This window comes from Dyadobacter sp. (assembly GCF_039919315.1).
Lineage (GTDB): Bacteria > Bacteroidota > Bacteroidia > Cytophagales > Spirosomataceae > Dyadobacter.
In genome coordinates, this window is sequence record NZ_JBDSFX010000018.1 from 1 (window position 1) to 20,383 (window position 20,383).

Below are 20,383 nucleotides of genomic sequence, written 5' to 3' on the forward strand. Positions count from 1 at the left end.
TGATCGACGGAAATATCACTTACGATAACGTTCACTTTTCCTACCCTTCCCGTTCCGATCTTCCGGTGCTGAAAGGGATTTCCTTTCACATTAATGCAGGAGAAAAGATAGCATTGGTTGGGTACAGTGGCGCAGGTAAGTCTACGATCATTCAACTTCTTATGCGTTTTTATGATCATCAATCAGGCGAAATTCTCGTGGATAGCAAGCCAATCCGTGATTATGGGATTTCGGAGCTGCGCAAAAACATTGCCATTGTTCCCCAGGAGGTAATGCTGTTTGGAGGTACTATCTATGAAAACATCGCGTACGGAAAGCCCACGGCCTCCCGCGAAGAGATTCAGGATGCCGCCAAAAGGGCGCACGCATCCGAGTTCATCGACACTTTTCCTGAAAAATATGAAACCGTTGTCGGCGAGCGGGGTATCAAGTTATCAGGCGGTCAGCGCCAGCGCATTGCCATCGCGCGAGCTATTCTCAAAGATCCCAAAATCCTTATTTTAGATGAAGCAACAAGTTCCCTGGATGCTGAATCCGAAAAACTGGTACAAATTGCGCTGGACGAGCTCATGAAAAATCGGACAACGATCGTCATAGCGCACCGGCTGGCCACTATCCGCAAAGTGGACACTATCTATGTGATCCGCGAAGGACGGATTGCGGAGTCAGGTACACATCAGGAATTAACGCTTTTGGATAACGGTTTATACGCAAACCTGATCAAATTGCAGTTTGAAACCGCTGAAAGTAATTAATGGAAAACACATTAGATTCGACTAAGATCTCTTCAAAGCAATTCTTTGAAACTGAGCTTCAAAAAGCTGCCATTTCAGAAGCTGGCGCTCAGAGAAAATTCAATACCCTTGCCATTGCGCGGCTTTCGGTATTCGCGGGAATGATCGTACTGGCCTGGCTTTGGAATAAAACCAGCCAACCATGGTTTGCGGCAGCAATTTTCATTTTGCTAGTTGCATTCCTGATCCTGATGCGACGTCAGCAGGCTGCCAAACGGAAAAGGGATTTTCAAAGAAACCTGCAATCGGTGAACGAGGACGAACTTGAAAGGCTCTCCTTTCGGTTCAAAAGGTCGGATACGGGTGTACAGTTTCAGGAAAAAGACCATGCTTACGCTACTGATCTCGATATATTCGGCGAATACTCCCTTTACAAACTCCTGAACCGTACCCGTACCGCCGAGGGAAGCCGCAGGTTATCCAACTGGCTAAAAAATCACGCGACACCGGAGGATGTAGCTTCGCGGCAAGTGGCAGCTGCCGATTTTAAAAAACATCCTGAACTTATTCATGCCTGGGAAGCGACCGCATTGCTACACGAACACGCAGCGACGCAGGTAAGCGCTTTCCGTGCGTGGGCTGGCGAAGTACTTCCTGCCAACCTAACATCTGCATTACGCTTGCGATGGCTCCCGCTGGCTACCCTGGCGGTTGGCATATTAGTACTGGCCAAAGTAATTCCGGGCTATCTGTTTTTACTCGGGCTTGGCGTTCATTTGCTCATCCTAAAACGCTTTCAAGCTGAAATTCAATCCATTACCAATCGTACCACATCGCTGGGCCAAACGCTGGTAGCCTATTCGGACCTGTTGCAAAATGCAGAGACTGCTCCTTATGACAGTCCCTGGTGGCAGCAAAGAAAAGTATCCATTCACGGGTCATCACCGGCATTAAGCAAAGCCGGCAGCCTTTTTGAAAAACTGGATTACCGCAATAACCCATTCTTTTCACTTTTTGTGGGTATCCCGACACTCTGGGACGTACATTGTCTCGCCGGATTGGAAAGCTGGAAAAAGGCCAATCATACCAAACTGGCCGACTGGCTGGATGTTTTGGCCGACGCCGAAGCGATGAACAGCATTGCCGGACACGCGTTTGCGAACCCGGATTATGTGATTCCCAACGTATTATCTCAAAATGAAGCATTCATAGAAGCCAGTATCATGGGGCACCCATTGATCCCGTCCGAAAAACGGGTCAGTAACAGCTTCTCAATGAATGGTACCGGGCACACGATACTCGTTACCGGCTCCAATATGTCCGGTAAAAGTACATTCCTGAGGACTATCGGGCTCAATATGGTACTGGCGCAAATGGGCGCGGTCGTAAGTGCTACCAATTTTACATGTTCGCCCATGCGGGTGTTCAGCAGCATGCGTACACAAGACTCCCTGGAAGAAAGCACTTCATCATTTTACGCCGAACTGAAAAGGCTCCGCAAACTGCTGGAACTGGCTGATGCACATACCGACGCACCGGTTTTTTATCTGCTCGACGAAATCTTGAAAGGTACCAATTCCTCTGACCGCCACCGTGGGGCAGAAGCGCTGATCCGGCAGCTGCATTCCAAAAATGCTTCCGGGCTCGTATCCACACACGACCTCGAACTCGGTGAATGGGGTGCTACCGAAACTTATGTACACAACTTCCACTTCCGTTCCGATGTGGAAAACGGTCAGCTACACTTTGATTACATGCTGCATGAAGGAATATGCAGGAGCTTTAATGCGTCCGAATTGATGCGTATGATGGGGATAGACATCGATTTACCGAATAAAAATACCCTGGCTTAACGCAAACAGGCATTTTTAATGATATAACAGGATTTGCGTAACTTTACTGATTACATTTACGTTTTCAATGCTGAGAAAGTGACTGCGGCCAACGTGAATTAAATGAGTGCCCGAAAAATAAACCAATAACGATTATAAAAACCTGAATGGAAGTATTAATAATGGCAGGACAGCTCATTCTGGGCTTGTCAATTTTGGTAGGATTGCACGAGTGGGGTCATATGGCAGCCGCTAAGATGTTTGGAATGAGGGTTGAAAAATACTTCATAGGTTTTCCCCCTAAAATATTCAGTATCCAGAGAGGTGAAACCGAATATGGAATAGGCGCCATTCCGTTAGGCGGATTTGTCAAAATATCAGGAATGATCGATGAATCTATGGACACGGCGGCGATGAGCCAGGAACCACAGCCCTGGGAATTTCGCTCCAAACCAGCCTGGCAGCGTCTGGTCGTGATGCTTGGCGGTATCTTCGTCAACATTATCGTAGGTATCTTTATTTTTATAGTGATTGCCTACAATGAGGGTGATAAGTTTCTTTCCATCAACGAAGTCAATAAATACGGGATTGTGGCGGGAGATATGGCCGAAGAAATCGGACTTAAAACCGGCGACAAAATCGTGAAGGTCAACGGGAAACCAGTTGTCAATTTCAATGAGGTGGTTAGTTCAGAAGTTTTCCTGGGCAGCAATAGTTCCTATACGGTAAACCGTGACGGAAAAGATGTGCAAATTGAAATTCCGAATAACTTTATTGAAAAGCTTTCAGACCCTGAAGAAAAAGGAAATTTCATTCGTCCGCTCGAACCATTTGTGATCGGAGAGCTGGTACCCTCATCTCCTGCGCAAAAAGCAGGTATGTTGACCAACGATAAGGTTGTGTCCATTGACGGCAAACCTATTCATTTCTTTCACCAGCTTCAGGCCGAATTACAACGACTGAAAAACAAGCAGACTACACTTGTTGTGCAGCGCGGTTCGCAGGAAAAAACATTGACCCCCACCATTTCCGAAGATGGTACGCTTGGTTTTTATCCAAAAAGCCTTCTGAATTACACAGCAGTAGAATATTCCTTAGGACAAGCGATTGCTGTGGGAACGCAGGATGCATTTGGAGTCGTATTTAATTATGTTAAAGGATTTGGCAAGATATTCCGCGGTGAAGTCTCCGCTTCGAAAGCGCTGAGCGGCCCTATTGGCATCGCAAGAATGTTCGGCGGAGTTTGGGACTGGGGACGGTTCTGGAGCCTGACAGGCTTACTTTCCATCGTATTGGCATTTATGAATGCGCTTCCTATTCCGGCACTGGACGGTGGACACGCGGTTATTCTATCTTACGAAATAATTTCAGGCAGAAAGCCATCTGATAAATTCCTTGAAAACGCACAGAAAGTCGGTATGGTACTTTTGTTAGGACTAATGGCTTTTGCAATTTTCAACGACGTTTGGAAGGCAGTATTTTAAGTGATTTGAAAGGGAGAATGAAAATAGGAACCGGGGGATGTATGTCGAAGCGGAAACGCCTCGGTGTTTTAAGACGAATTTCTCCGTATCTCTTATTTGCGTTTTCCCTTTCGCTTTTTTCGGCAACGCCGATGCATGAGTACCACGTGAGCGTCACACAAATGCAGTTTAACCCTGCTATTAAGTCCTTTGAAATCAGTATCCGCTTGTTTACCGATGATCTTGAAAAGGGTTTGTCACAAAGTAATGACGCGCGACGCATCGTTGTTAAAAATGGCGATAAGAACGATGCCCTGATAGAGCAATATATCCGAAAATCGTTCGTACTCACCGACAGCCAGAAAAAACCGGCCAGCATACATTATATCGGAAAGGAGCAAGAGGAGGATGCAACATGGGTTTACCTGGAAGTACCCATACAAGGTATCTGGGCGGGATACAAACTGCAGAATAGCACTTTGATGGAAGTATTTGATGATCAGGTCAACATGACCAATGTAAAATACGCTTCCGACAAAAAGACTTTCCTCTTCAAAAAAGGGCAAACCGTTCACGATTTGTAGACGTTTGGCCATTAACTAAATGGGCCTGACACGCTGATTGTGGCATGGCTATTTTGTTATATATTCCCTTTCTTTTGAAAGTCATTATTTATATATTGGGAAAAGATTATCTGTCATTTTGACAGAATGCCTATGAAATTTGAACCTTCTGACTTGTATAGTCGGCTTCTCATGTCTGAATCAGATATGGACAGCCTTGAAATTGTCCCTCTCGGTGGCCCTGATGGCTCCGATGAACCTTTTGAACTTCCAAATGAACTTGCGATACTGCCAATAAGGCAAACAGTGCTCTTTCCCGGAATGGTAATTCCCGTTACGGTTGTGCGTCAGAAAGCGATTCGTCTAGTAAAAAAAATATACCGGAATTCAGACATTAACCAGCGTATCCTGGGTGCGGTAACCCAGGCAATCCCTAACAAAGAGGATCCAACGGCAGAAGATCTCTATAATGTCGGAACCGTCGCCCAGATCTTGAAAATGATCACTTTGCCCGATGGTAATGTGACCATAATCGTTCAGGGAAGGCAGCGTTTTGAGATTAAAAACATCATTGCTGAGGAGCCTTATCTCACTGCGGAAGTGCGTGCGATTGACGATACGTTTGTAGGGCCGACCAAAAAGGAGTCCAAAGCATTGCTGAATTCACTTCGCGACGGTGCGCATAAGATCATGCGCCTGAACCCGGAAATTCCTCAGGAAGCTCGCATCGCGCTTGATAACATTGAAAGCCCCATTTTCCTGATCCATTTTTTATCTTCCAACATTAATGTAGAAGTAGCTGATAAACAAAAGCTGCTGGAAGAGAGAAATGGACACAAGCAGGCCACTCTTTTGCTTCAGTACATGATGCGGGAGATTGAAATGCTGGAATTAAAAAGAGAAATCCAGACCAAGGCCAGTTCGGATATAGATCAGCAGCAACGCGATTATTTCCTTCGCCAGCAGATCAAAGTGCTTCACGACGAACTGGGAATGGACAGCCCGGAGCGCGATCTGGACGAAATCCGTCTGAAAGCAAGCCAGAAAAAATGGTCGGACAGCGTTCGTAACCATTTTGAAAAGGAGCTGAATAAATTACAGCGTATCAATCCAATGGCACCGGAATATCCTGTGACCATGAATTACCTGGAAACTTTGGTGGATTTGCCGTGGGGCCAATATACCAAAGACAATTTCGACCTGGTAAGAGCACAGAAAGTGTTGGATGCCGACCATTTTGGACTCGAAAAAGTTAAGGAACGCATTATCGAGTACCTTGCTGTTCTCAAACTGAAAGGTAATCTCAAAGCGCCAATCCTTTGTCTTTATGGGCCTCCTGGGGTTGGTAAGACATCATTGGGCAAGTCCATAGCCAAAGCATTGAACCGGGAATACATTCGGATGGCATTGGGTGGCGTTCACGACGAAGCGGAAATCCGCGGGCACAGAAAGACCTACATTGGTGCTATGCCCGGAAAAGTTATTCAGAATATCAAAAAGGCTGGTTTTGCTAACCCGGTCTTTATTCTGGACGAAATTGATAAAGTGAGCTCCGACTATCGCGGCGATCCTTCCTCCGCTCTGCTTGAAGTATTAGATCCTGAACAAAACTCTTCATTTACAGATAATTACCTCGAAGTAGAATACGATCTTTCCAAGGTATTGTTTGTAGCTACGGCCAATGCATTGGACACTATTCATCCCGCCTTGCGTGACCGGATGGAGATCATCGAAATGACGGGTTATACCATTGAAGAGAAATTGCAGATCGCCAAACGCTATCTGGTTCCGAAGCAACGGAAAGATCACGGACTGAAATCAACTGATATTAAAATCGACAATGCCGCCCTTTTGCGGATCATTGAAGGCTATACCAGAGAATCAGGTGTAAGAAACCTGGAACAAAAAATAGGGAGCGTTGTCCGTAAAATCGCCAAATCAGTGGCTATGGAACTGGATTATCCCAAAACGGTAAAACCAGAGCACATTGAAAAATACCTGGGTGCAGAAATTTTCGATAAGGACCTGTATCAGGACAATGACTTTGCGGGTGTGGTTACAGGCTTGGCCTGGACTTCGGTTGGCGGAGAAATCCTGTTCATCGAAACCAGTTTGAGCCGCGGCAAAGGAGGTTTGACATTGTCGGGCCAGTTGGGTGATGTGATGAAAGAATCGGCCGTAGCCGCATTATCCTACCTGAAAGCGAATGCCGACCGGATGGGAATCGACTACCGGATCTTTAATCACTACGATCTGCACGTTCACGTACCGGCAGGTGCCGTTCCCAAAGATGGTCCTTCGGCAGGTGTGACCATGGTTACTTCAATGGCGTCTATTTTTACACAGCGACGCGTGAAACCATTTATTGCTATGACGGGTGAGATTACATTGCGTGGGAAAGTATTGCCTGTGGGTGGTGTGAAGGAAAAGATACTGGCTGCCCGCCGCGCTGGTGTGCGGGAAATTATTCTTTGTGTCAAAAACCGCAAGGATGTGGAAGAGGTGCCCGCTAACTACATCAAGGATCTTACATTCCATTATGTGGATCAGATCGACGAAGTATTGGCGATCGCTTTACTGCCCGAAAAGGTAAAAAACGCTACTACCTTTATTTTTCCGAAAGAAGAGAAAGAAAAAGAAGAAAGCGGATTTGTTACGCTGGGTGTGTAACCACATTCTGTTTTACGATATACCAAAAAGAGACGCTTCACAGCGTCTCTTTTTGATTAAGGGTTTCTATTTCAAAATAGCGTCATAAATGGTGAACATATCATCTACTAAAATGTCCTTACCGCTGCTCTCCCCCGACCTTTTGAACGAGCGTTCAGAGCTTTTGCCAAATCATCAGGAACTTCTTGCCCTTCCTGAAAAAATTATTCAGTTTGGTACCGGTGTACTCTTGCGCGGCCTACCCGATTACTTTGTCAATAAAGCAAATCAGCAGGGCGTATTCAATGGAAAGATAGTGGTTGTAAAATCTACAAGCACCGGCGGTACTGACGCTTTTGCGGATCAGCAAAACATCTTTTCCCATAGTATTCGAGGCATCGAAAATGGTAACCAGGTGGATGATTTCGTCATTAACAGCTCCATTAGCCGTACACTTTCTGCCGCTGGCAACTGGGCCGACATTCTGCAATGCGCCCACAATCCTGAGCTTAAAATCGTAATTTCAAATACAACAGAAGTCGGCATTCAGCTGACTGATGACGATATATTCGCTTCACCTCCCGCATCTTTTCCTGGAAAGCTAACGGCCTATTTATACGAGCGCTACACTGCATTCAATGGCTCAGAAGCGTCAGGGATGATTATTGTTCCTACGGAGCTGATTGTTGGTAATGGTCCAAAGCTCAAAGCGATCGTGATCGAACAAGCGCGCAGACACAATCTGGCCGAAAACTTTATCCAATGGTTAGAGGAAGCAAATCACTTCTGCAGCTCACTCGTGGACAGGATTGTTCCTGGTAAACCGGATGCAGAAACCATTCAGGTGCTTTGCGAAAAACAGGGCTTCCGGGATGATCTACTTATCGTATCCGAAGTCTACCGGTTGTGGGCCATTGAAGGGGATGCTTACGTGCGTTCGGTGCTCAGTTTCGCAGATACGGACAAAGGAGTGGTCATTGAACCTAATATTGATCTTTTCCGGGAATTGAAGCTTCGTCTGCTGAACGGTACGCACACACTGGCGTCAGGACTTTGCTTCCTATATGGGCTGGACACAGTGAGTGAAAGTATGGAAAATCAGGAAACTGCTAGTTTCATCACCAACATTATGCTGAACGAGCTGGCGCCTGCCATTCCTTATGATGTAGATCCACAGCAGGCACAGGAATTCGGCAATCAGGTCCTGGACCGTTTCCGAAATCCTTTCATACGGCATCAGCTGATCGATATTACGGTTCAGTATACTGCCAAAATGAAAATGCGGAACATTCCTACCTTGCTAAACCATTACGAGAAGACGGACGAAGTACCGGCCCTTTTTGCAAAAGGTTTTGCAGCATTCTTAACATTCATGAAACCAGTTGTACACAAAGACGGAGCATTTTACGGAGAGCGGAATGGCCAGCCTTACTCGATCCGTTGTGATTCAGCTGCATACTTTGATGAAAAATGGAAAAACGCGGCCTCGCCTATTGATCTGGCTAGCCAAGTATTGAGTGATGCCGAGCTCTGGGGAGTGGATTTGACGTTACTGCCTGGTTTTGCCGACGCTGTGAAAGAGAATATGGTAACATTGGTCACTACCGGGACCTCCACGCTTTAATCTCGTTATACAGTTTCGACGAAGAGACGTCGTCGGAACTGTAATATATTTCGTCCGTTTTTGTTCTGATCAGCAAAAACGGATTTGCTTTTTTATTGACAAAAAGTTTGACCATACGGCCATCAATTGTCTTAAAGGTACCTTTTGAAAAATCGCCGGCTGAAAATCCATTTGACCTGAAAGAGATCGGCGGTATGTTGGGAACAATGCTGATTTCAGTAATCTCGTCTTTCTGCAATTTTATCCCGTAGCCACCTCTTATCTCTAAATCATTACCTGCCAGACTTATTTCATTATTACTTAGGCCACTTCGGAACTGAATGCCTACCACAATTGCCACGACGAGTAAAATAGAAATTCCTACATAAGTCCCGACTTTCTGACCTTTGGTCCCTTTGTAAAATTGATTCCCCTTCGCAATCAGGAAAACGTATGCCAGCAAGGGATACATAATCATGAATGTCCCAGCCCAGTTCATGTTAACGAAACTAAGACTCAGATACCCAGTGATTAATGAAGTACCTAGTGCAATGTGAAACCTCTTGAAGAACCTAAGATAGCCTTCAATATCCATTTTCGCCCGATCAGCTTCGGACATCGTATTGTATCCGGACAAAATATATTTGGCATTACTACTGGTCACGACAAAACCAAGCGAAGTAAAAACCACTGATAATATGATTGCGGCGGTTAGCATTCAGGATCAAAGAAAGTACTCCAAAAGTTACAACAGATATTGCTAAATATAGCATCTATGGAAGCTATTTTAAGCCCCAGCACCGTTCATTCGTTGAAATGGCACACATGCTAATTGATTGGCATTAAGCTGATCTTATGCTTATATTTGAAAAAACATACTCATTCATGATCATTCCGTTAAACATTCCGGTACACGAATTCTTTAATGATGAAGAATTGGTAGCATTTAGCCTCGCTAACCCTGAATTGTCAATAGAACGGGATGAAGAAGGGCAGTTATTCATCAACATGACACCTACTTTTGCAATTAGCAGCTCCAACAACAGTGAATTGATTACAGAACTCGGAATCTGGAACCGTAAACATAAAGCAGGTAGGGTGTTAGAATCAAACGGCGGTTTCTTTCTGGCCGATTCTTCTATGCGTGTCCCTGATGTAGCGTGGATAAAACTCGAACGCTGGAACGCATTGAGTATGTCAGAAAAAAAATCTTTCCCACATCTTGCTCCTGATTTTATAATCGAGCTGAAATCCGAAACGGACAGTCTTGCGGACCTACAATCCAAAATGAATAAATGGATTGAGAATGGTGTAAGGCTTGCCTGGCTGATATGTACTGATCAGCAACTGACCTACATTTTCGAGCCGGGCAAACCTACTTACACTTTGAAATTTGAAGAGACGCTATCTGGCGGAATTGTATTGAATCAATTCTCAGTCCGCCTGAGTGATATTCTGGAATTCTAAATCAGCTATTCTGTCTGAATTCCTTCACCAAATTGATACTTTCAGCTACTTTTTGTTCAATCCAGGCATAATTACCTTCTGCGATCACATCTTTTGGAAACAGGTTTGAACCCAGTCCAACTGCATAAGCTCCGGCGCCAAACCATTCATTGATACTTTCACGCGTAGGCTGAACACCGCCTGTCACCATGATCTTCACCTTCGGCATAGGCCCACGAATCGCTCTCACAAATGCTGATCCTACTACATCGCCAGGGAAGAGCTTTACAACCTCAGCTCCCGCTTGCTGCGCATTGTAAATCTCAGTAAGTGTAGAAACGCCAGGTATCCAGGGAATATTAGCATTCAGACAGGCACGACCTACCTCCGGATTCAGGCAAGGCGTTACAATAAAGTCAGTGCCGGCATCGATGAATTTCTGAGCCGTTTCTACATCATAAATCGTTCCGATCCCTAGTGAAAGTCCGGGCAGGCTTTCTTTCGTATAGGCCAAAAGCTCTGTAAATACATGGAAGGCGTTTTCTCCGCGGTTTGTGAATTCAAATGCGCGGGCACCTCCCCTATAACTGGCGTTGATCACTTCTTTAGCGATCTCTATATCTGCATGATAAAAAAGTGGCAAAATTCCCACTTCATTCAAAAGCACTAATGTTGTTTCTTTATCCATTTTTTTGGGCCGTTAGCTTTGGGCTATTAGCATTTAGCTTTTGTTATTTATAGGAGTTAGATTCCCTCGACCTTAATTACGGTTACCGCTTGATCCGCCCGGAGGTTTCTCCCTGCCTGATCGCCTCTACTTCTGCGATCGTTGAGATCAGGGCATCTCCTTCAATGGTATGTTTCAATGCGGACGCTGCTACTCCGAATTCCAATGCTTTTTGTTGATCGTCAAAACTGATCAGACCGTGGATCAGTCCGGCGATAAATGCGTCTCCTCCACCCACTCTGTCAATGATCGGGTTGATTTCGATGTCCGCGGTTTCCAGCAACTCTTTGCCATTCCACAAATACGCCCTCAACAGGTTATGCGACGCGCTGAGAGAAGTACGCTTGGTATCCACAATGGTACTTACCTGTGGATAAGCCTTTTGTAAATTGACACAGGATTCCTTAAAATCGTTTCCTTCAATGCCGAAAATCTCTCTTATATTCTCACTGTTGGCAATCACTACATCGGTACCAGCTGTGAGTTCCGGAAGGATTTCAGATGGCTTTTTACCATATTTCCACAAATTGGCCCTGTAAAAAATATCGCCTGAAACTGTAATGCCTTTCTTTCTGGAAGCCTTAATGCCGTCGAGCAATGCGTCCGCTGCCCCCTGTGAGAGTGCCGGGGTAATGCCAGCCCAGTGAAACCATTTTGCATCTTTCAAAATTTCGTCCCAGTCAATTTCCTTCGGATCGATTTCCGCCAGGGACGAGTTCGCACGGTCATATACGATCTGGCTTCCTCTCAATGCCGCGCCTGTTTCCAGGAAATAAACCGCCATACGAGGTCCGCCGTAAATGATATGTGAAATATCCACCCCGTGAAAATGAAGGTATTGAGCCGCCGCCCTACCAATCGGTGAATCGGGAAAACGGGTTACGTGGGCTGTATGATGACCCCAATACGCAAGAGCAGTAGAAACATTTGCTTCGCCGCCTGCGTAGGTCACATTCAATTGCCGGGCTTGTTCAAAACGGGAAAAACCGGGAGTAGAAAGCCGCATAAGGACTTCTCCGAAAGAAACAATCTGAGCCATATTTTAAACTAATGCCCGTATACCAAAGAATCGTCTTCTCCGGGGGCTTTTGATAAAATTAATAAACAGTCAAAAGTAAGTATTAAACATTAAAATAGCCCACAACCAAAAAAGTCTGGGCTATTCTTTTATTTAAAATCGGTCAAATATAAACCTACCTCAAAAACCGAAATAATTATTCGCATTGTTGTAGGAAATATCTTCAACCAGCTTTCCAAGCCATGGAATGTCGTTAGGCAGCTCTCCGTTCTCCACATCGTTACCGATCAGATTGCAAAGGATTCTGCGGAAGTACTCGTGGCGTGGATATGATAAAAAGCTTCTTGAATCTGTTAGCATACCTACAAAGCGACTCAAAATCCCCATGTTGGAAAGTGCATTGATCTGCCGCTCCATTCCATCTTTCTGATCCAGGAACCACCAGCCCGATCCGAATTGCATTTTGCCGGCAACCGTACCGTCGTTATAATTCCCTGTCATGGTGGCCAGTACTTCGTTATCAGCCGGATTCAGGTTGTAAAGTATCGTTTTGGCAAGCTGATTGGTTGAGTCCAGCTTATTGAAAAACTTGGACAATGCCTGCGCCTGGCTGTAATCGCCGATCGAATCCCAGCCGGTGTCAGGCCCGAGTTCGCGCAGCATGCGTTCGTTGTTATTGCGCAATGCGCCCAGGTGGAACTGTTGCGTCCATGATTTGGCATGATCCAATTTAGCCAGATCAAAAAGCAATACCGATTTGAATGCAGTCCTTTGCTCAACTGTCGCTACTTCACCATTCAATGCAGCGGCAAAAGCTTCCTTCGCCAGTTTTTCATCAAAATCGGAATAGATATGTTCCAAACCATGATCGGAAAGTTTTCCGCCCATTGAAGCAAAAAAGTCATGACGGCTTCCCAAAGCGGCTAATAATTCTTCGTAAGTACTAATGGTACCAATTCCCGATACTTCGGATAATTTATTCAGGTACTGCTTGAATTCAGCCGGAGAATCGATCAGCAGCATTGATTTATCAGGCCTGAAAGTAGGCAGCACTTTAATACCAAGTCCGCTTTGGCTGATCTGCTGGTGGTAATGTAATGTGTCTGTCGGATCGTCAGTCGTGCAAATGACCCTGACATTCATCCGTTTCAGCAAGCTTTTTACCGAAAAATCCGGCTGTTTCAGTTTGGCATTACATTCTTCGTAGATCTCTCTCGCCGAATCTTTATTCAATATAATGTCAATGTCAAAATAGCGCAGCAGTTCCAAATGCGTCCAGTGATACAGGGGGTTGCGCATCGTGTAAGGCACCGTGGCTGCCCATTGCTCAAACTTTTCCCAGTCGCTGGCATTACCGGTGCAATATTTTTCATTGATCCCATTCGCACGCATGGCCCGCCATTTGTAATGATCGCCGTACAGCCAGATCTGCGTCAGGTTTTCAAACTGTTTGTCCTCCGCGATCTGATCGGGCGGTAAATGGCAATGGTAGTCAATGATCGGCATTTCCTTGGCGTAGTCGTGGTAAAGGATACGCGCCGTTTCTGAACGAAGCAGGAAATCTTCTGTGATAAAAGTCTTTTGTACGGAGGTGCTGATAGTTGTCATTAGTAGATGAGCTTCAAATTGATACTGCTCTGTTAAAATTCAAGGGTTACTCCTCTCAATTCCATATTCCAGTCCGCGCAATTCGGCCAGTCCTCGAAGGCGCCCAATGGCTGTGTAGCCTGGGTTAGTCCTTTTGGTAGCCGAAAGATCGTCAAGCATGCGATGTCCGTGATCAGGACGGAAAGGCATTCTCAGATCCGTTCTTCCTTCATTTTTTCTTCTTTTTTGTTCCAAAATCAATGCCCTCAGCACGCCGTACATATCCACATCTCCGTCCAGGTGATCGGCCTCATAGAAACTTCCGTCATGCTCCCTTTTGGTAGCACGCAAATGGATAAAATGAATTCGGTCGCCCAGTCTTTTCACCATGCCGCTCAGGTCATTGTCGGGCCGCACACCATACGAACCGGTGCAGAAACAAATTCCATTTGCCTGATTGTCATAGGCTTCCAGCAATAGCAGAGCGTCGTTTTCAGTACTTACCACGCGTGGCAGACCAAGGATAGGATACGGAGGATCGTCGGGATGGATCGCCAGCCTGATACCCGCATCCTCAGCCACAGGGCCAATCGCCTGAATGAACTGATACAGATGCGTTCTCAGTTCAAGGTCACCCACATGCTGATAGGTAGCCAGTACTTTCCTGAATTCTTCTATTGTAAAACTCTCTTCCGAGCCAGGTAGGCCCGCAATAATGTTACGTACCAGTCGCTGGACGTTTTCTTCGGAAGCATTGTCGAGCCAGTTTTTGGCTTTGTGTTTTTGTTCTTCGGTATATAACTCCTGCGCTTCCGGCCTATCCAAAAGATACAGATCAAATGCAGCGAAATGTGTTGCGTCAAATCTCAGACCCGTTGATCCGTCCTTCATCGGAGCGTCAAGATCCGTGCGCGTCCAGTCCAGGATGGGCATAAAGTTATAGCAAACCGTATCGATACCGGATTGGCCGAGATGGGTCAGGCTTTGCTGATAATTTTGAATGTATTTCTCAAAATCGCCGGTTCGCGTCTTGATGGCTTCATGTACGGGGACGCTTTCTACCACCGACCAGGTAAGGCCGGCGTCTTCGATCATAGCCTTCCGTTTTTGTATTTCTTCCGTAGTCCAGATCTCTCCGTTCGGAATGTGATGTAATGCTGTTACAATTCCCGTTGCCCCCGCCTGACGGATATCCTGTAGCGAAACAGGATCAGCAGGCCCGAACCAACGCCATGTTTGTTCTAATGCCATTGTTTTTAGCTTTTAGCGATTGGCTTTTAGCTTTTGCCATCCGGCAGCCAACTGCTTGAAGATTCAATATTGATACTATTAATAACACACTATATTCGCGGCAGCAATTCTACTTCGCTAACAGCTAATAGCTACCAGCTTCAAGCCACCAACCTATGTTCAGGTACTCGCTCGCGCAATACTTTCAATGCCCGGCTCATTTGTGTTTCTACTGTTTTGACGGAAATCGCCAGTTTTTCAGCAATATCACGGTAACGTAGCCCCTCTTCTCTGCTCAGCCTGAAAATGATCTGACATTGCCGTGGCAGCGCCTGAATGCAGCCTTCCACGTGCTCGTAAAACTCATTGAACGACATTTCCTCCGCTGGTGAAAAATGATCCGCGTGGGTCATATTCCATTGCACCGATTCCAGCGATTCACGCTCATTCTGCCGGTGGACTCTCAGTTTAAGATAATCCAGGGCCTGATTCCGCACAGCCCTGTAAATGTAAGCCTGAAACGAAGTATGCACCTCAATTTGCTCACGATTTTTCCAAAGTTTCACGAATACATCCGAAACAACCTCCTCGGCAATTTCACGGGTTACGACCACGCGCATCGCGTAATTACAAAGTGACCTGTAATGATGTGTAAACAGTTCGCGAAAAGCATGGTAATCTCCGGTAGTAACCACTTTGCCAAACAAATTTTCCAAAACACTTTTCTGAGAATACACAGACGGCAATGTATTGGTAAATGATCTTGCTTCCATTTAAAATTTGAGCTAGGTAAATTATAGAAAAATTCCTGGATATGTAGTGGTGTCAGCCCTACTAACGTCGTCAACAATTAACCTAGTTTAAACATTGATTCGGTGATACACAAAAATAAATCTTGAAAAAAAGCTATAAATCTACGCAACCGTTCCCGGAACCGTTCCCGATAACGCAAAAATTCCCGGAACGCTAGTACATTTTTAGTAACTTGTGCAACAACCTATATTTGGTGCATTTCCCAGAATATATTATAACATTGCATTATTCTCATATTGTCGATGAAAAAGGTATCCATTACCATTAAGGAAATCGCCAGACAGCTTGATGTTTCGAAATCGACAGTTTCCCGCGCACTTCGGGATAGCAGCGAGATCAGCGAGGAAACCAAGAAAAGAGTGATAAATCTGGCAGAAAAGCTGAACTATTATCCCAATCCAATCGCGATCAGTCTTTTAAAAAACCGGACGCAAACAATCGGGGTGATTGTACCGGATATTGCGAACCGGTTTTACTCGTCGGCAATCGGTGGCGTGGAGGACATTGCTTACAGCAGGGGGTACCATACGATGATATACCAAAGCCACGAACTACTCGAACGCGAACGGTCGGCATCCAGGCACATTGCATCACGCAGGGTCGACGGACTGGTGGTAGCGATTTCGAGTCAGTCTACCAACATTGATCACTTTGTCTCTTTGCAGGAACAGGGCATTCCTGTTGTTTTCTTCGATCGGGTAAGCGATGCCATGCAAACGCATAAGGTACGCGTGGACGACTACAAAGGCGCATTTGAAGCTACGGAACACTTAATAAAAAGAGGATGTAAACGGATTGCGCACATTGCCGGACCTAAGCCCGTATCGATCACACGGTTCAGGCTGGAAGGATATAAGGATGCATTAAGAAAACATAATATTGATTTTCAGGACGAATGGGTGCTTCATAGCGAAATCACACAGCAAGGCGGAACGGAACGTACCTACCAGCTAATGGCACTGCGCGAAAGGCCTGATGCTATTTTCGGAGCCAGCGACCGTATTACAATGGGCATACATTGGGCACTCAGGCAACTGGGCTACCGGATGCCTGACGACGTAGCGGTGATAGGGTTTTGTGACCTGGCCATGTCCTCATTGCTCGACCCGCCCGTCAGCTCGGTGACGCAGCCCTCTTTTGAAATGGGACAACAGGCGACTTCACTGCTGCTGGACCTCATCGAAAGCAAAAATACCCCGGTCGAGTTTGAGACCAGGGTATTGCAATCGAATCTTGTTATTAATAAATCCTCAATGAGGTAAATTACGCGGTAAAGGTTACCCCGTAATCGTTACCCGGTAATCGTTACCCGGTAATCGTTTTCAGTTTCCTTTCAAATTCCGAAAGGATACGTTCTTTCATCTGCACCTTGCGTTTCTGAATATTGATACGACCAGCGGCTTGCTTGTCCACTTCTGGATCGCCGGTAGCAGTTCTGTCAAATTCAAGTATGGCGAATTCAAGATCGCTTTTTTCCCTTTTCGCAAGCCATTCAAGTTCCCGGTACTTAGTCCTCAACTGCTCTTCCGGACTTTTCAGGTCAAAAGCCGGATACTTACGGCTGATCACACGGGCCAGGTAGCTTAGTTCAAATATTTTATCGCACACCATCCGGAAACGCTCGGCTAGTTCCTTATCCGCCATTTTGAAAGGGATTTTGATCTCTTTCCATTTGCTAAGCAACACCTTGGCTTCCTGAGACGCTTCCACAATATCTGGCGATCTCAAAAGTACCTCTGCCTGCTGAAGTAATTTCTGCTGCTCCACGATACGCGGGTCAACACGTACTTTCGGTTCAATTCCCTTAGCGAGGTTATACTTGTCATAAAACAGCTTCAGGAAGTGCCTGTAGGCTTTGTTGACTTTGAAAAAACGCTTTGGAGGAACTTCTCCTATATTGTTCCAGGCATTCCGCACATCTCTGGCTTTCGAATAGGCGTCATCCAGGTCACGCGAGTAGCTAAGCGTTTTCGTGATCTTGATCAGCTTCTCATACTCTTCTATACGGAATTGGTTAATCTTATTCTGCTCGTCAAAATAATCGCGGCGGCGTTGGAAGAAATCGTCCAGTATTTGCTGGAAAGTGGTTTCCACTTCCTCCTGAAATTCTTTTTCAACCGGACCTGTCCTGATCCATTTTGCTTTGATCTCCTGTATCTGGTCTGTCGCTGCGGCGTAATCCTCAATGGCAGCCGCAACTTTCACGTCTTCAATAAGTGCGCGTTTGATTTCCAGGTTTTTCAGTTGATTAACCTCGATCAATCCTTTCAGATACTCTTCTTTCTCTTCCAGCCTCTGCAACAGCGGTACAAAATCCCCTAATGCGTCAAAACCTTTGAGCTTACGTTGCAATTGAATCAGCTTGGTCAGATAGGAGCCCTTATTAAGTGCTTCATCTATTTCCTGTTCCAGTTGTTCCACCTTGTTAAGGACAATATTAAAACGATTCTTGAAATAATCTATCGCTTCCTGCTCTGTCCTTTTTACTTCTCCAATTTGCCGGTCGGGGAATTCCAAATACCCCTTTAAAAATACTTTGCTGTCTTTAACGTAGCCGTATTCATCATTCAATGTGGCATTTTCCATTCTTTCAATTTTTTTATCTGCTAAGTGTAGGGATATATAACGATATTTGTTACGCACAAATTAAACAAAAAATGAGTAACGAAACCATTATTTTCTCAATGTCGGGGGTTAACAAAATCATTCCTCCTAACCGGCATATCATTAAAAACATCTATTTATCCTTTTTCTATGGTGCTAAAATCGGGGTTTTAGGTTTAAACGGGTCAGGTAAATCAACACTTTTGCGCGTAATAGCAGGCATTGACAAGGATATTCAGGGTGACGTTGTGTTCTCACCCGGCTATTCTGTGGGTATGCTGGAGCAGGAACCTAAGCTGGATCCAACCAAAACTGTAAGAGAAGTGGTAGAGGAAGGTGTTCAGGAAATTGTCAATCTTTTAAAGGAATTTGATCAGATCAATGAGGCTTTCGGAGAAGAGGACGCAGATTTCGATAAGTTATTGACTCGCCAGGGTGAAGTTCAGGAGCAGCTCGACACTTTCGACGCATGGAACCTGGACAACCGCCTGGAAGTGGCTATGGACGCATTGCGCTGCCCACCATCCGACGCATTGGTGTCGACGCTGTCGGGAGGAGAAAAACGCCGGGTTGCGCTATGCCGCCTGCTGCTTCGTCAGCCAGACGTATTGTTGCTGGATGAGCCTACCAACCACCTTGATGCCGAATCTGTTCTTTGGCTGGAAGAGCATTTGAGACAATATAAAGGAACCGTTATTGCCGTTACCCACGATCGTTATTTCCTTGATAATGTGGCTGGCTGGATCCTGGAACTGGACCGTGGGGAAGGAATTCCCTGGAAAGGCAATTACACTTCCTGGCTGGAACAGAAGCAGGAGCGTTTGAAAAAAGAAGAGAAAACAGAATCCAAACGCCAAAAAACATTACAGCGCGAGCTGGAATGGGTACGCATGGGCGCCAAGGGGCGTCAGGCCAAATCCAAGGCACGTTTGGGCGCATATGAAAGACTTTTAGGTGAAGAAGGGAGGGAGAAAGAGGATAAATTGGAAATCTTCATCCCGGCTGGCCCAAGACTTGGCAGCAAAGTGATAGAAGCACACAATGTCTCCATGGGCTTTGGCGACCGGTTACTATACGAAAATCTGAGCTTTGCGCTGCCTCCAAATGGGATCGTAGGGATTATCGGGCCTAACGGCGCCGGAAAAACTACACTTTTCAAACTCATTACCGGGCAGATCAAACCACTTACCGGGCATTTTGATGTAGGCGAAACGGTTCAGCTAGCCTATGTAGATCAGGAGCACGACAATCTGGATCCGGTAAAAACAGTGTATCAAAGCATTGCCGACGGTAATGACTGGATCATGATCGCCGGCAAACAATCCAATGCACGGGCTTATGTCAGCCGGTTCAACTTCGGCGGCGGCGACCAGGAAAAGAAAGTAGGAACACTTTCGGGAGGGGAACGCAACCGGGTACACCTGGCCATGACTCTCAAAGAGGGCGGAAACCTGCTTTTGCTGGATGAGCCTACCAATGATCTTGACATTAACACATTGCGGGCATTGGAAGAAGGTCTGGAAAATTTCGCTGGCTGTGCCGTGATCATTTCCCACGACCGGTGGTTCCTGGACCGCGTTGCCACGCACATTCTTGCATTTGAAGGTGATTCACAGGTATATTGGTTTGAAGGAAACTTCTCCGAATACGAAGAAAATCGCAAAAAACGCCTGGGAACAGACGCAACTCCCAAGCGGATCAAATACAAAAAGCTGGCATAGAAGTAATCCTAGTATAAAGTCTACAAAAAAGAGTGTTTGCCTTATAAGGCAAACACTCTTTTTTGCGTTACGAACTAGAATTATTTCACAATTTCTTGCAATTTAATTTTATTATAATACCTTTCCACGAAATTTTATAATTCCAGTTACATTTTAGTCTATTAAAAATTAGATATTGAATATAAATTCTCACATTAGAATTTCTCAACTACCTTCTATTCTTCCCTCTCAAACTATTTGCAGAACGTGCTTCTGCGAAACGGAAATCCTCTATTCATAAATTTCTACATTTAAGTGTAGTATATATTCTATATTTTTGTAGTATTTTTATTTTTTGAATTTTATCGCCACTGAAAATACAGTTTATGCACTTGAAACGCTATTTACCAATTT

16 protein-coding genes are annotated in these 20,383 nt (G+C 45.4%); 9 read left to right on the forward strand and 7 right to left on the reverse strand.

Annotation, left to right across the window (positions count from 1 at the left end; translation table 11 throughout):
• The 6 genes from ABIO93_RS04580 to ABIO93_RS04605 all read left to right on the forward strand — a co-directional run.
• On the forward strand, positions 1-755 hold a 755-nt coding region (locus ABIO93_RS04580), incomplete at its 5' end, for an ABC subfamily B transporter ATP-binding protein (protein ID WP_348064909.1).
• Positions 755-2,587, forward strand: coding sequence for a DNA mismatch repair protein MutS (locus ABIO93_RS04585; RefSeq protein ID WP_348064911.1), 1,833 nt, complete (start codon positions 755-757; stop codon positions 2,585-2,587). The genes ABIO93_RS04580 and ABIO93_RS04585, both read left to right, overlap by 1 nt.
• 146 nt (positions 2,588-2,733) lie before the next feature.
• Complete coding sequence (gene rseP, locus ABIO93_RS04590; protein ID WP_348064913.1) at positions 2,734-4,050, forward strand: RIP metalloprotease RseP; 1,317 nt, start codon at positions 2,734-2,736, stop codon at positions 4,048-4,050.
• A 17-nt stretch (positions 4,051-4,067) separates the two neighbouring features.
• The gene (locus tag ABIO93_RS04595; protein ID WP_348064915.1) at positions 4,068-4,613 is read left to right on the forward strand and encodes a DUF6702 family protein; all 546 of its coding nucleotides are present in this window, start codon (positions 4,068-4,070) and stop codon (positions 4,611-4,613) included.
• A gap of 171 nt (positions 4,614-4,784) precedes the next feature.
• Positions 4,785-7,262 carry an endopeptidase La gene (lon, locus tag ABIO93_RS04600; RefSeq protein ID WP_348064917.1) on the forward strand — a complete coding sequence of 826 codons (2,478 nt, stop codon included), beginning with the start codon at positions 4,785-4,787 and terminating at the stop codon, positions 7,260-7,262.
• Between the two features lie 88 nt (positions 7,263-7,350).
• Complete coding sequence (locus tag ABIO93_RS04605; protein WP_348064919.1) at positions 7,351-8,865, forward strand: tagaturonate reductase; 1,515 nt, start codon at positions 7,351-7,353, stop codon at positions 8,863-8,865.
• Here the strand turns inward: ABIO93_RS04605 and ABIO93_RS04610 are convergent.
• Positions 8,843-9,562: a DUF3784 domain-containing protein gene (locus ABIO93_RS04610; RefSeq protein WP_348064921.1), complete on the reverse strand. Its 720-nt coding sequence runs from the start codon at positions 9,560-9,562 to the stop codon at positions 8,843-8,845. The two genes, ABIO93_RS04605 and ABIO93_RS04610, sit on opposite strands and share 23 nt — an antisense overlap.
• A gap of 167 nt (positions 9,563-9,729) precedes the next feature.
• On the opposite strand from ABIO93_RS04610, the gene ABIO93_RS04615 reads away from it, so the two are divergent.
• Complete coding sequence (locus tag ABIO93_RS04615) at positions 9,730-10,311, forward strand: Uma2 family endonuclease (RefSeq protein ID WP_348064924.1); 582 nt, start codon at positions 9,730-9,732, stop codon at positions 10,309-10,311.
• A gap of 1 nt (position 10,312) precedes the next feature.
• Here the strand turns inward: ABIO93_RS04615 and ABIO93_RS04620 are convergent, their stop codons facing one another.
• The 5 genes from ABIO93_RS04620 to ABIO93_RS04640 all read right to left on the reverse strand — a co-directional run bounded on the left by ABIO93_RS04620 (position 10,313) and on the right by ABIO93_RS04640 (position 15,625).
• Positions 10,313-10,978, reverse strand: a complete 666-nt coding sequence (locus tag ABIO93_RS04620) for a bifunctional 4-hydroxy-2-oxoglutarate aldolase/2-dehydro-3-deoxy-phosphogluconate aldolase (protein WP_348064926.1) — start codon at positions 10,976-10,978, stop codon at positions 10,313-10,315.
• Positions 10,979-11,060: 82 nt separating this feature from the next.
• Positions 11,061-12,056 carry a sugar kinase gene (locus tag ABIO93_RS04625; RefSeq protein ID WP_348064928.1) on the reverse strand — a complete coding sequence of 332 codons (996 nt, stop codon included), beginning with the start codon at positions 12,054-12,056 and terminating at the stop codon, positions 11,061-11,063.
• Positions 12,057-12,215: 159 nt separating this feature from the next.
• Complete coding sequence (gene uxaC, locus ABIO93_RS04630; protein ID WP_348064930.1) at positions 12,216-13,643, reverse strand: glucuronate isomerase; 1,428 nt, start codon at positions 13,641-13,643, stop codon at positions 12,216-12,218.
• Positions 13,644-13,682: 39 nt separating this feature from the next.
• Positions 13,683-14,873: a mannonate dehydratase gene (uxuA, locus tag ABIO93_RS04635; protein WP_348064932.1), complete on the reverse strand. Its 1,191-nt coding sequence runs from the start codon at positions 14,871-14,873 to the stop codon at positions 13,683-13,685.
• Between the two features lie 140 nt (positions 14,874-15,013).
• Positions 15,014-15,625: an RNA polymerase sigma-70 factor gene (locus ABIO93_RS04640; RefSeq protein ID WP_348064934.1), complete on the reverse strand. Its 612-nt coding sequence runs from the start codon at positions 15,623-15,625 to the stop codon at positions 15,014-15,016.
• A 276-nt stretch (positions 15,626-15,901) separates the two neighbouring features.
• On the opposite strand from ABIO93_RS04640, the gene ABIO93_RS04645 reads away from it, so the two are divergent.
• Entirely contained in the window at positions 15,902-16,927 is a 1,026-nt protein-coding gene (locus tag ABIO93_RS04645) for a LacI family DNA-binding transcriptional regulator (RefSeq protein WP_348064936.1), read from the forward strand.
• Between the two features lie 43 nt (positions 16,928-16,970).
• Here ABIO93_RS04645 and ABIO93_RS04650 read toward each other — a convergent pair whose 3' ends face one another.
• Positions 16,971-18,251 (reverse strand): DUF349 domain-containing protein, encoded by a 1,281-nt coding sequence (locus ABIO93_RS04650; protein ID WP_348064938.1) that lies wholly within the window; start codon positions 18,249-18,251, stop codon positions 16,971-16,973.
• Between the two features lie 71 nt (positions 18,252-18,322).
• Between ABIO93_RS04650 and ettA the strand changes: the two genes are divergently transcribed.
• Entirely contained in the window at positions 18,323-19,990 is a 1,668-nt protein-coding gene (gene ettA / locus ABIO93_RS04655) for an energy-dependent translational throttle protein EttA (RefSeq protein WP_348064940.1), read from the forward strand.
• The last annotated feature ends 393 nt before the right edge of the window (positions 19,991-20,383 follow it).